This window comes from Staphylococcus equorum (genome assembly GCF_029531845.1).
Lineage (GTDB): Bacteria > Bacillota > Bacilli > Staphylococcales > Staphylococcaceae > Staphylococcus > Staphylococcus equorum_C.
Genome location: NZ_JAMBPV010000002.1, coordinates 449,907 through 463,788 on the forward strand (window position 1 = coordinate 449,907; position 13,882 = coordinate 463,788).

A 13,882-nucleotide genomic window follows, 5' to 3' on the forward strand; every position below is an offset into this window, starting at 1 on the left:
ATAATGCCTCCAAGTATTTTATATAGATAATTCATTTGTTAATTCATAAGTTTCATAATCAAACTCATGTTGATCAGATCTAAATATTTCTTCAAATGGTGTATCAGTTAACTCATTATTACGGATACCTACACCGATAGCAGTTTTTCCTTGTAATAATAAATCTACTGCGTGACCACCTAAGCGTGACGCTAACACTCGATCTGCTCCGCTTGGGCTGCCACCACGTTGGATATGACCTAATACAGAGACACGCGCATCAACATTAATATACTTAGTTAACTCTTGTGCGCAAGCCTCTCCAGACATACAACCTTCTGCAACCATAACGATTGAATGTTTTTTTCCTCTTTTAATACCATTATCGATTTTTTCAGCTACATCTTTAATGTCTGTTTCTACCTCTGGAACGATAATTGTTTCTGCACCTACAGACATCCCTGCCCATAATGCTAAATCTCCACAATCACGTCCCATAACTTCTATAATAAAGGTTCTAGCATGACTCGATGCCGTATCACGGATTTTATCAACGCAATCAATAATAGTGTTTAATGCTGTATCAAATCCAATTGTAAAATCTGAACCATTAATATCATTATCAATAGTACCAGGTATTCCAATTGTCTGGATTTCTTCACATTCTTCACTTATACGTTGCGCGCCTCTGTAACTACCGTCTCCTCCGATAACTACAAGGCCTTCGATTCCTCTTTTCCGTAAGTTTTCTATACCTTTTTTACGCATTTCTACTTCTTTAAATTCAGGACATCTTGCTGAATATAAAAAAGTGCCTCCGCGTTGAATTGTATCCCCTACAGAACCGAGTTCAAGCTTTTCGATATCATCGTTTAATAAACCTTGATAGCCTTGGTAAACACCATAGACTTCAATGTTATTAAAAATCGCTTTTCTAACTACAGCTCTTACAGCTGCGTTCATGCCTGGAGAATCTCCACCACTTGTCAACACTGCAATTTTTTTCATGACGACAAACCTTTCTAACATGTATTTCTTATTCTAAAAATACCATAAATTATACAATGGTGCCATTAAAATAAGGCTTTGTGCCGAATGTAAACGTTTTAAAGTAATCTAAGCTATTAAATTATAAATAGTAAGCGTTTACTAAAATTTCTCAGCAAAAATGATATGAGCGCTCTTTTGTATTTACCTTTAAATTATATTTCTTAAACAATATATTTATTTTTTAAATAAATTAAGACATAATAAAGGAGCAGGACAGAAATCAAAATTTGATTTCATAACCCTGCCCCACAAGCCTGATTAGAAAAAAGAATACAAGAGTAGAATCTCTTGCATAAGAACTACTCGTTTTCATAAATGAAAAAGTAGTTCTTTAAAAGTTTAATATAAACACATTTTCAATTCGATCAGCTATTGTCAATTTAACAATTGAAGCTGAGACATGACTTTATGCCCTAGACTATAATCATTACTCGTGATATGCGCCAATATTTCTAAATTTTGCATATCGGTCATCAACAAGTTGTTGCTTAGTTAGCTGACTAAGTTTTGATAAATGATATTCAAATCCTTTTTTGATATTTTGCGCTTGGATTTCAACATCATGATGCGCTCCACCTAATGGTTCTTTAATTACATCATCAGCTATATTGAGCTCACGTAAATCTTCAGCAGTAATCTTCATTGTTTCTGCAGCAATTTTTGCAAGATTGCTATCTTTCCATAACAATGCAGAAGCACCTTCAGGCGAAATAACTGAATATGTACTATTTTCAAGCATCAATATGCGATTTGTAATACCTAAACCTAAGGCTCCACCACTACCACCTTCACCAATAACAATAGAAATGACTGGTACTGTTAACGAAGCCATTTCAACTAAGTTTCTAGCAATAGACTCACTTTGTCCACGTTCTTCTGCTGCTTTACCTGGATAAGCACCTTTAGTATCGATAAAAGTAATAATAGGTCGATTGAATTTTTCTGCCTGTTTCATCAATCTAATTGCTTTTCTATAACCTTCTGGATGCGCCATCCCGAAATTACGATAAATATTATCTTTGGTATCTTTACCACGTTGTTGCCCAACTACAGTAACTGCTTGACCATTTAGATAACCAATGCCACCAATCATTGCAGGGTCATCTCTGTAATTTCTATCACCATGAAGTTCCATGAATGAGTCAAATATATAAGGTATGTAATCTAAAGATGTAGGTCTTTCTTGTAAACGTGCTAATTGAACGCGGTCCCAAGGTTTAAGATTTGTATATACCTTCTCAGTCTCTCTCTCTAAAGATGCTCCAAGCATATCAATTTCTTCTTGTAGATCTACATCATTCTTTTCTTGCGATTCTTTTAATGATTCAATTTTATTTTTTATTTCAAAAAGCGGCTTTTCAAAATCAAGCATTTGTTTTCACCTCTTGGTGCATTTTTAGGATACTAGATAACGTTGTTTTCATTTCTTTTCTATGTACTACTTTATCTAATTGGCCATGTTCTAATAAAAATTCTGCAGTTTGGAAATCATCTGGTAATTTTTCATTTATTGTTTGTTCAATGACACGTCTTCCAGCAAATCCAATTAACGCTTTTGGTTCACTAAGGTTGATATCACCTACAGAAGCAAAGCTTGCAGAAACACCACCTGTAGTTGGGTTAGTAATATATGAAATATACAATAACCCCGCATCAGCATGTTTCTTCAGTGTCACACTTGTTTTACCCATTTGCATTAACGATATAATACCTTCTTGCATTCTTGCACCGCCACTTGCTGAAAATAAAATAAATGGCAAACGGTTTTCAATACAATGCTCAATAATTCTACAAATTTTTTCGCCTACTACAGATCCCATACTGCCCATTCTAAATCTAGCATCCATGACAGCAACACCATAACTTATACCTTCTAAATTTGCAGTTCCAGTTACCACTGCTTCGTTCAGCTCAGTTTTTTGTCGATCTTTTTGGATTTTTTCTTCATAACTTGGGAAGTCCAATGGATTTGCAGAGGTCATACCTCTATCAAATTCTTTAAATGTACCTTCATCAGAAATAGCTTCAATGCGTTTATAGGCTGTAAGTGCAATATGATGATCACAGTTAAAGCAAACGTTTAAGTTTTCAGCTAATTCTTTCGTGTACATAATTTTTTTACATTTAGGACATTTCGTCATAATACCTGCTGGAACATCACTTTGTTTTGAATCCGATACGGTCACGTACTTTTTCTTTTTACTGCTTCTATTGAAAAAATCTTTAAACATTGGTAAACCTCCACATAAATATCGCAACCTTTCTCAATACTTAACTGTTAGTCACGTATTGAATTCAGGATAAACGAATATTATTTATCTAAGTCTGTTAATTTCATTGTCTTTTCATAAATTTCATCTGGATCCATATCATTTCTAGCAACGCCAGACTCCATCGCTGCTTTTGCAACTTCTCTTGCGACTGACGGTGCTACGCGTTTGTCAAATGGACCAGGGATACAATAATCAGGATTCAATTCTTCTGGATTAATTAAATTAGCAATTGCTTCAACCGCAGCTTGTTTCATTGCTTCATTAATTTGTGTTGCTTCTACATCTAAAGCACCTCTAAATATACCTGGAAATGCTAAGACATTATTAATTTGATTTGGAAAATCTGAACGGCCTGTGCCTATAACTTTTGCACCTGCTGCTTTTGCAACATCTGGCTGAATTTCTGGGTTAGGGTTTGCCATAGCAAAGATAATTGGATTATCAGCCATAGATTCAACCATTTCTTTTGTTAATAAATCTGCAACAGAAACGCCTATAAATACATCAGCATCTCTGATGACATCATTTAAGTTACCCTCAATTTTATCTCTATTAGTCCACTTAGCAACATATGCTTTTGTATCATTCATACCGAAAGCGCGTCCTTCAAAAATAGCACCTTTAGAATCACACATAATCATATCTCGAACACCATAAGAATATAATAATTTAACGATAGCCATACCTGCTGCACCGGCGCCATTAAGAACAACCTTAATATCTGATAAATCTTTATCCACTATTCTTAAGGCATTAATCATTCCGGCTACGGTTACTATTGCTGTACCATGTTGATCATCGTGAAATACTGGTATTTTAGTTTCTTTTTTTAGACGCTCCTCAATTTCAAAACAGCGTGGGGCTGAAATATCTTCTAAATTAATGCCACCATAATTCGGTTCTAATAATTTCACAGTATTAACTATATCATCTGTATCTGTAGTGTTTAATGCAATAGGTACACCATCGATACCAGAAAAACTTTTGAATAGTACTGCTTTCCCTTCCATTACTGGGATACTCGCTTCTGCACCAATATTACCTAATCCTAAAACAGCTGTACCATCTGTTACAACAGCAACAGTATTTCCTTTCATGGTATACTCAAAAACTTTTCTAGAATCTTCATGTATCTCTTTACAAGGCTCTGCAACACCTGGTGAATAAGCTAAGCTTAATTCTTCTTTATTGGTAACTTGGACCTTAGGCGTCACTTCCAACTTTCCTTGGTTTCGTCTATGCATTTCTAATGCTTCGTCTCTCAATGTCATGTAAATCTACCCCTTTACATCCAACTAGTATAAAAATCAGTTCATATATATTTTTATTACAATCTAACTTAAATTACAAATGATAATGCTAACAAGATGTCGATTTCACTTATACAGTTAATATTTGTAATAAAAATATATAGATTGATTTGACATTAAATAATTCTTATCTTTAATTTAGTTAAAATTAAAACTGACGGCAAGTTTATGCTTAACCATCAGTTTACTATACCATAGTTCATAACGCTATTAAAGTTAAATAATTCTTATATCCCAAGGGGAAAATCGTTGAATAAATGTATTTAATAAGTCGTTATCTCGTGTAATATAACCTATAATTTTGAACTTATTTTGTTCTTCTTGAAAATACTTAACAGGAATATAATTGCTATTTTCAGTTTGTGTTAAAAATTGTTTTAATTCTGTTTCATCGCTGAGGTTTCTAATTACAATTTGTTTGGCATGCTCAAATACCTTAACTTCAAATGCATTAACTGACTCTATTTGATTAATAATAAGCTGCTTTTTATTATTTCTATTTTCAAATTTACCTTTTATGATAAATGTCTCATTCGTTTTCAAATCTGTTTCATATTTTTTGAATACTTCTGGAAAAACGACGCCATCCAAACTATTAATTCCATCATTTAGTGTTACAAAAGCCATATTCTGACCGTTTTTGGTACGTATACGTTTAATATTATCAATTTGAACAAAAATCGGGTGATTATCTCGTGCATTAGTAAGTTTATATATGCCAAGATATTGCTTTTGTTCAAACGCTTTTTCGACAGGATGCGTTGAAACATAAAAGCCTAAATATTCTTTTTCATAGTCACTCAATACTTTATCTGGCAATTCCTCTTTGTCTTCATATGTTGCTTTAGGTGTTAATACATCGAATATAAAGCCGTCTTGTTCAATATCAGATGAGCTATCAAGCACTTGATCAATTGACTGTAGTAACGTAGCACGGTTTTTTCCAAAGGTATCGAAAGCCCCTACTAATATGAGTGCTTCAAGTAATTTTCTGGATTTAATCCTTTTAGGAATTCTTCTTGTAAAATCAAAAAAGTCTTTAAAATGGCCGTTCGTTATGCGTTCATCAACGATTAACTTAACACTCTGATAACCTACACCTTTAATTGCACCAATTGATAAATAGATACCTTGCTTGGTTGCTTTATAAAACCAATGACTTTGATTAATATTCGGCGTTAAAATGTTTAAAGATTGATGTTTGGCTTCATCAATAATTTGCGCTGTCTTTTTCTCGCTTCCGATAGTATTGCTCAAAATATTAGCGTAAAAATAGTTAGGATAATGTACTTTTAAATAGCTCATGATATAAGCAATTTTAGAGTAGCTTACAGCGTGGGCACGCGCAAAGCCATAGTCTGCAAATTTTAGAATCAAATCAAATATTTGCTTGCTTAAACTTTCATCATAGCCGTTTTTTAAAGCACCATTCACAAAGTGTTGACGCTCACTTTCTAATACAGCTCGATTCTTTTTACTCATTGCACGTCTTAAAATATCCGCTTCTCCATAACTAAAGTTTGCGAACTTACTGGCAATTTGCATAATTTGCTCTTGATAGATGATAACGCCATAGGTGTTACTTAATATCGGTTGCAAATCACTATGCAAATATTGCACCTTCGATGGATTATGTCTTCTCGCAATATAGGTAGGGATTTCTTCCATAGGACCCGGTCTGTATAAAGACGTCACGGCAACAATATCTTCAAAATGTTCAGGCTGTAATTTTTTCAATACACTTCTAATACCATCTGATTCTAGTTGGAAAATACCTGTAGTATCACCTTGTGACAACAATTGAAATACTTTGCTATCATCAAAAGGTATTTGCTCTATATCAATATGTGTATTCATGTCTTTTTTTACTTGTTTCACAATTTGATGAATAATAGATAAATTCCGTAACCCTAAGAAGTCGATTTTCAGCAAGCCTATTCTCTCTGCTTCCGTCATCGTCCACTGTGTTAATAATCCAGTATCACCTAACATCAACGGTGCATATTCATATAATGGGTGATCATTAATAATAATACCTGCAGCGTGTGTAGAAGTATGGCGAGGTAAACCCTCTAATTTTTTACTAATTTCAAACCATCGTTCATGTCTATGATTTCGATGTACAAACTGTTTAAAGTCATTTTGTTCGTATGCTTGATCCAATGTTATACCCAGCTTGTGCGGAATCAATTTAGAAATTTCATTTAAAGTAATCTCATCAAATCCCATAATTCTACCAACATCTCTAGCCACTGCTCTAGCTAGTAAATGACCAAAAGTTACTATACCTGCAACGTGATTATCCCCATATTTTTCTTGAACATATTGAATAACTTTATCTCTGTGCGTATCTTCAAAATCAATATCAATATCTGGCATCGTTACACGTTCCGGATTAAGAAAACGTTCAAACAGTAAATTATATTGTATAGGATCAACCGTAGTAATATTTAATAGAAAACTCACCAGTGACCCTGCAGAAGAACCACGACCTGGCCCTACCAATACATCATGTGTTTTCGCATAATGTATTAAATCACTTACAATAAGAAAGTAATCTTCAAATCCCATGCCTGTTATGACTTGGTACTCGTGAACAAGTCTTTCTTTATATGTTTCAAATTTGTTATGACTTAAATTGAGTTGGCCTAAGTTTTCTTGTAATATTTGCCACAAATAATCTTTTGATTGTTGATTATCCGGCGTTTTAAATTTAGGTAACAAAGACTGATGATATATCATTTCAGCCTGACATACTGTTGCAAGTTGATTTGTGTTATCCCACACTTCCTTACTTAATTGAAGTGTAGTCAAATCATTATGCTCGTATAAATGTGCATCATAATCAGGTTGTTCACTCACTAAATCTAATTTAGCATTATCCCTGATTGCAGCGAGCGCAGTAAGCGTATCAGCGTCTTGTTGGTTCAGATAGCGCGTACTTTGCGCCCAAACCATTGGTAAGTTTAATGTGACTTCACTCGTATGATTCACATAAACATGTGTTTCGTCTCTAAATTCAGCTACGATCGCTTCATTTAACGATGATACATCTTTAAAAACAACAACAATATGCTGTAGATATTTTTTCAGCCACTCTATAGGTGTTTCAGTTTTTTCTTTCATTTTTATAGCGGAAGAGAGCTTAAACATATCTTTTAGGCCTTGCTCATTTTGCGCTAGCACTAGAGTTTCAACTGATTCTAAACCATCTGTCACAAAAATTGTCATACCGAAAATAGGATGAATATTTGCTGCAATACACGCGTCATAAAATTGTGGGTAACCGTATAAGACGTTTGTGTCTGTAATCGCTAGCGCAGTGTACCCTTCTTTAGCGGCCTTAGCAACAACATCTTTTATTCTCAAACTAGAATGTAACAAGTCATATGTTGTATGAATATTTAAATGCGTAACCATCAGCAAACACCTCCTATATACTTACAACTTATTATTTAAAGCTTCGGCTAATGAATTAAATTCATTCCAGTCAGCAACAGAAACTCCTGATGCATTTGGATGACCTCCGCCACCAAATTCACTTGCAATATCATTAATCACAATACCTTTTGAGCGAATGCGACATCTTATTTCAGAACCTTCATCAACGGCAAAGATCCAAATTTTCAATCCTTGAATATCCGCAATCGCATTTACAAATAATGAAGCTTCATTCGCTGCAATATTAAACTGCTCAAGTACATCTTGCGTAATGATTATTTTACAAAATCCATTTTCATCTAACTCAAAGTTTTGTAATACATACCCTTGGAATGGTAAAAGTTTTGGATCTTTTTCGCCCATTTTATTAAGTTCTTCATTGTGATTAAATGGATATTTTAGTAACTGACTTGCTACTTCCATCGTATGTGATGTCGTATTATTAAATAAGAAACGACCTGTATCGCCAACGATGCCTAAATAAAGTACACGTGCAACAGATGCATCTATCACAGTTGTGTCATTAAAATGCGCAATAAAGTCAAAGATAATTTCGCTTGTAGATGAAGCTTGTGCATCCACACAATTAATATCACCATATTGATCTACTGCAGGATGATGGTCTATTTTAATTAAAGAACGACCTTTATTAAAACGATCATCACTAATCCTTGGTGAATTAGCCGTATCACAAACAATCACTAGTGCATCTTTGTATAGTTCATCTGTAATTTCATCAAAAGTTCCAATGAAATTTAACGAAGGCTCTGACTCTCCTACTGCATATATGTTTTTGTTCGGAAATTTTAACGTTAAATAGTGTTTCAAACCAAGCTGGGAACCATAAGCATCTGGATCGGGTCTGACATGCCTATGTATAATAACCGTTTCAGCTTCGTTAATTTCACTCATAATTTGATTGAATTCTTTAGTCATTTATATCTTCCTTTTCATTAGTTATATAAAGTTCATTTTAATCTATCATCTGGCAGATAATCATTGCTTTCGCAACATGATGCTCATCACTAAACATTGTCACTTCTAGTTTAGCAAAGTTTCTCCCTACATCTAACATATCATAATGCACATCGATTTCTGATTCGATTTGTACTGTTTTAATATATATGATGTTCAAGCTCTCTATCATAACTTCAAGTTTTTTCAACTTTCTCATTTCATAGCGTACTGTTTCTTCAATTATTGCGACGAATACAGCTTTGCTTAAAGTACCATATTGATTTGTTAATAATGGTGTTGTTTGCACTTGAATGCCATTGTTTGTAATGTTAATATGTTTTGCAATTTGATCATTAATAGTTTCACCCACTTGAGGTTGTCGGCTTAATAATTGCATCGCTGTCAATACATCTTTCCTCGTTATGACACCAATAAGTTTTTTACTCGCCGTAGTAACTGGTAACAGTTCTATACCTTCCCAAATCATCATATGCGCACAGTTTGCTACTGTAGTAGATAATTGAACATTTATAGGAGGCTTCGTCATAAACTGAGCTATCGTATCATAATCATCCATTTTAATAATTTCTTTGCTCGTAATAATACCGACTAGTTTCCATTTTTCATCAATAACTGGAAATCTTGAATGTCCAGTAGCTCTTGCTTTTTCTTTATAATCAATCAACTTCATATTATCAAAGATTACTGTGCTTTCTTTGACTGATTTCACAATATCTTCAACAACCAATATTTCTTTGCGTATCATTTGATTATACATCGCTCTATTAATGATGTTCGCTACTAAGTATGTATCGTAATTGGAAGAAAGTATTGGTAAATCATGTTCATCTGCATACTTTATAATTTCATCAGAAGTTCTGAAACCTCCTGTAATGAGCACCGCACTTCCTCTTTTTAAAGCTGCTAATTGAACATCTTTACGATTACCTACAATCAATAATGTATGCGTGCTTAAATATTTTACTACATCATCAATCTCCATCGCACCTATGGCAAACTTTGTAAGTGTTTTAATTAAACCGTTTCTGCCACCTAACACTTGGCCATCTATAATTTTTACAATCTCACCAAATGTAAGTTGCTCAATTTGCTCGCGAGTTTTCTTTTCTATGCGAACTGTACCTACGCGATCAATTGTTGCTACCAAGCCAATTTGACCAGCGTCTTTAATTGCACGATAAGCTGTACCTTCAGATACACTTAAATCTTTCGCTACTTTTCTAACAGAAATTTTTTGACCTACTGCTAGAGATTCTATATATGATAAAATTTGCTCATGCTTTGTCATTTAAATAACCTCATTTATATTGAACAGTTTCTATGCCATTATAACTTCTTATATCTAAAATTGCGATGTAACAATTCAAATTATGATAGTTTATAACTTTATAATGTTGAATCGTACCTTTTAAATTATATAAATAATTCTTTTTAAGAAATTAATATGTAAGATTTTATATTATAATTGGATTTATCAAGAAGATTTGATTAGAATGATATTAAGGAGGGATGAACAATGTTCAAAAATATTTTACTTGGTGTTGATACAACACTTACTAACGAAAAAGCACTTAAAGAAGTATCAAAATTAGCGGGTGAAGGAACGACAGTCACTATTTTAAATTCGATTAGCGAACAGGATGCACAAGCTTCAATTAAATCTGGTATTCATCTAGATAAACTAGTTGAAAATCGCAGCAAAGGACTTGAGCCTACACGTAAAGCTTTAGATGAATATGGCATTCAATATGATGAGATTATTGTTCGTGGCAGCGCTAAAGAGCAATTAGTTAAACAAGCTAATAGTGGCAAATATGAAATCGTCGTACTCAGTAACCGAAAAGCTGAGGAAAAGAAAAAGTTTGTCCTTGGTAGTGTCAGCCATAAGGTGGCTAAAAGAGCAAACATCCCTGTTCTGATTGTAAAATAATATAAAACTCAAAAACCATTGAACTAATTTGAGTTTAACGTCTAAACAAGCCTAACGCACCAAAGCATTGGGTTTGTTTTTAAATTGTCACTCTTATAAATATGAAATATAAATGAAGTCTTTAAATTTTTCCTACAAAAACATAAAAAATGTCGACAAAATAACAAGATTTTGTCGACATTTTTAATTCAATAGAAATATTAAGTCCTTAAATATTTTAAAATTTAACTGATTCTCCAGGTTTTAAAATTTGTACCTCTCCTACCGTAACTGCAGATTTAAATTCATTTGGGTCTTGTTCAATCAATTCGAATGTATCGTAATGTACAGGTACAGTTATTTTAGGTTTAATAAATGTGTTGATTGCATAACTAGCATCATCGATACCCATAGTAAAGTTATCTCCGATAGGCACAAAGCAAACATCAACAGGATGACGTTCTGCAATTAATTTCATATCGCTGAAAAGTCCTGTATCTCCAGTATGATAAATTGTTTTACCTTCAACTTCTAAAATAACGCCCATTGGCATACCAAGATAAACCGGGATACCATTATCATCAGTTAAACTTGAGCTGTGAAAAGCTTGCACAAATTTCACTGTACCAAATTCAAATTCAGCTTTACCACCAATGTTCATTGGTCTTACACTTTCTACATTTTTATTTGTAGTTAAATAATCTCCTAATTCTGCTGAACCAATTACAGTTGCATTATTTCTATTAGCTAATTCTACAGTATCACCGAAATGGTCACCATGACCATGCGTTAAAATAATATAGTCCACTTCTAAAGCATCTGCATCTAAATCTGACTGACCGTTGCCAGTAATAAATGGATCTACAATTACTTTTTTACTGTTCGCTTCGAAATAAATCGTTGATTGTCCATGAAATGATAAGTTCATTATATGAATTCCTCCCATAAATCTGTTTATTTACTACATACCACATTAATACCATTTTATAACATCTCCGTATGTTTTATATAGTGCTTTTATGGTTATTTTAAAAACATTTAGATGAAATAGCATTATTATAATATTTTATTTTTGAATTCCGCAATGAACTAACATAAAATTAGAATGATAGTATTTTTAGGAGGATGATGATAAATGAAGTTAGAACAGATTACCGCAGAATTAGAAACACAACAAGCTGGAGCAGCATGGATTACAACACCATTAAACATTTTTTACTTTACAGGCTATTTAAGTGATCCTCATGAACGTTTACTCGCATTATTGATCAAAGAAAATGGTGAACAAGTATTATTTTGCCCACAATTAGAAGTTGACGAAGTAAAAGCCTCTCCTTTTGAAGGCGAAGTAGTTGGATACTTAGACACAGAAAATGCACTAGATAAATATACATTCACAGTAACTAAATTATTAGTTGAAGCTGAACATTTAACAGTAAAACGTCAACGCGAACTCGTTGAAGCGTTTAATGTACAAACTTTTGGTGATATTGACCAGACAATTAAAGACTTACGTAATGTTAAAAGTGAAGACGAAATTGCTACTATTAAAAAAGCATGTGAACTTGCTGACAAATGTATTGAAATCGGTGTAGACTTTTTAAAAGAAGGTGTCACTGAACGCCAAGTCGTCAATCATATTGAGAATGCAATCAAAGATTACGGTGTAAATGAAATGAGTTTCGATACAATGGTACTCTTCGGCGATCACGCTGCTTCACCTCACGGCACTCCCGGCGACCGTCAATTACAAATAGATGAATATGTATTATTTGACCTCGGTGTTATTTACAACAATTATTGTAGTGATATGACAAGAACCGTCAAATTTGGAGCACCAAATGAAAAAGCTCAAGCAATCTATAATGTTGTTTTGAAAGCTGAACAAGCAGCAATTGCAGCAATTAAACCAGGTGTTACGATTAAAGATGTGGACGCCATTGCACGTAATATTATCAGCGATGCTGGATATGGAGATTATTTCCCCCATCGCTTAGGTCATGGATTAGGATTAGAAGAACATGAATATCAAGATGTTTCTAGTTCAAATACCAACCAATTTGTTGCTGGGATGGTTATCACTGTTGAACCAGGTATATATGTTCCTGGTGTTGCAGGTGTACGTATTGAAGACGATATTTTAGTAACAGAAAATGGAAACGAAAGTTTAACAGGATACGAAAAATGATAAAAGAAGCGGTTGTTGAAACGATTCAACAAGTTGAACAAGCTATTAACAATGGAGCCAATCGTATCGAATTATGTGATAATTTGAGTGTTGGAGGGACGACACCTAGTATGGGGATGGTGGAAATCGCAACGGAAATTTGCCATACCAACGACGTTGAAATCGCCGTAATGATTCGCCCTCGCGGTGGTGATTTTGTATATAATTTATACGATTTTGAAATCATGCAACGAGACATGAAAGCCATCAAAGAACTCAAAGTAGATTACTTTGTATTTGGCTGTTTGACAGAGGATAATGTTTTAAATGAATGGCAAATGAAGACTTTGAAAAACCTAGCAGCGCCTGTACCATCCGTGTGTCATATGGCATTTGATGAAATTCATCTACATGGTCAAATCAAAGCGTTACATCAACTGATTGACATTGGCTTTGTTAGATTACTTACACATGGCGGTCCCTCAGACACTGATATTTTCGATAATTTAAATCAACTTGGTAAGCTTGTAGTTAATACAGGCGGACATATCGAAATTATGCCTGGCGGCGGTTTGAATAAAGATAATTTGCAAGATTTAATTGCTTCTTTCCCTTTTCAAGAAGTGCATGGAACAAAAATCGTCTGAAACATTTCATTTATAGTTTAAATGACCAAGACATCAAATCTTATAACCCCAATAAAACAGTTTAGGCATAAATAGCTATTCTCAAATAAAATGACTAATCCATTGAAAAAACGGATTAGTCATTTTTC

11 protein-coding genes are annotated in these 13,882 nt (G+C 33.7%); 3 read left to right on the forward strand and 8 right to left on the reverse strand.

The features are described 5' to 3' along the window. Window positions 1-18 precede the first annotated feature (18 nt). The 7 genes from pfkA to M4L39_RS04505 all read right to left on the reverse strand — a co-directional run bounded on the left by pfkA (window position 19) and on the right by M4L39_RS04505 (window position 10,319). The gene (pfkA, locus tag M4L39_RS04475) at window positions 19-987 is read right to left on the reverse strand and encodes a 6-phosphofructokinase (RefSeq protein WP_277580942.1); all 969 of its coding nucleotides are present in this window, start codon (window positions 985-987) and stop codon (window positions 19-21) included. Between the two features lie 469 nt (window positions 988-1,456). Beyond that, entirely contained in the window at window positions 1,457-2,401 is a 945-nt protein-coding gene (locus M4L39_RS04480; RefSeq protein WP_277580943.1) for an acetyl-CoA carboxylase carboxyltransferase subunit alpha, read from the reverse strand. Continuing rightward, on the reverse strand, window positions 2,394-3,260 hold the full coding sequence (accD, locus tag M4L39_RS04485) for an acetyl-CoA carboxylase, carboxyltransferase subunit beta (RefSeq protein ID WP_277580944.1): 867 nt from the start codon (window positions 3,258-3,260) through the stop codon (window positions 2,394-2,396). The genes M4L39_RS04480 and accD overlap by 8 nt, the downstream gene beginning before the upstream one ends. 80 nt (window positions 3,261-3,340) lie before the next feature. Then, entirely contained in the window at window positions 3,341-4,573 is a 1,233-nt protein-coding gene (locus M4L39_RS04490; RefSeq protein WP_277580945.1) for an NAD(P)-dependent malic enzyme, read from the reverse strand. A gap of 255 nt (window positions 4,574-4,828) precedes the next feature. Beyond that, window positions 4,829-8,032 (reverse strand): DNA polymerase III subunit alpha, encoded by a 3,204-nt coding sequence (locus M4L39_RS04495; protein ID WP_277580946.1) that lies wholly within the window; start codon window positions 8,030-8,032, stop codon window positions 4,829-4,831. A gap of 21 nt (window positions 8,033-8,053) precedes the next feature. After that, window positions 8,054-8,989 (reverse strand): DHH family phosphoesterase, encoded by a 936-nt coding sequence (locus M4L39_RS04500; RefSeq protein WP_277580947.1) that lies wholly within the window; start codon window positions 8,987-8,989, stop codon window positions 8,054-8,056. 37 nt (window positions 8,990-9,026) lie between these two features. Then, window positions 9,027-10,319, reverse strand: a complete 1,293-nt coding sequence (locus M4L39_RS04505) for a DRTGG domain-containing protein (protein ID WP_277580948.1) — start codon at window positions 10,317-10,319, stop codon at window positions 9,027-9,029. Between the two features lie 228 nt (window positions 10,320-10,547). Between M4L39_RS04505 and M4L39_RS04510 the strand changes: the two genes are divergently transcribed. Further along, window positions 10,548-10,961, forward strand: a complete 414-nt coding sequence (locus M4L39_RS04510; protein ID WP_277580949.1) for a universal stress protein — start codon at window positions 10,548-10,550, stop codon at window positions 10,959-10,961. A gap of 217 nt (window positions 10,962-11,178) precedes the next feature. On the opposite strand, the gene M4L39_RS04515 is transcribed toward M4L39_RS04510, so the two are convergent. Then, a complete protein-coding gene (locus M4L39_RS04515; RefSeq protein WP_277580950.1) occupies window positions 11,179-11,868 on the reverse strand; it encodes a metal-dependent hydrolase in 690 nt (229 codons plus the stop codon). Between the two features lie 207 nt (window positions 11,869-12,075). Between M4L39_RS04515 and M4L39_RS04520 the strand changes: the two genes are divergently transcribed. After that, window positions 12,076-13,128: a M24 family metallopeptidase gene (locus tag M4L39_RS04520; protein WP_277580951.1), complete on the forward strand. Its 1,053-nt coding sequence runs from the start codon at window positions 12,076-12,078 to the stop codon at window positions 13,126-13,128. Continuing rightward, entirely contained in the window at window positions 13,125-13,754 is a 630-nt protein-coding gene (locus M4L39_RS04525; RefSeq protein WP_277580952.1) for a copper homeostasis protein CutC, read from the forward strand. Before M4L39_RS04520 ends, M4L39_RS04525 begins: the two co-directional genes overlap by 4 nt. Window positions 13,755-13,882: the final 128 nt, after the last annotated feature.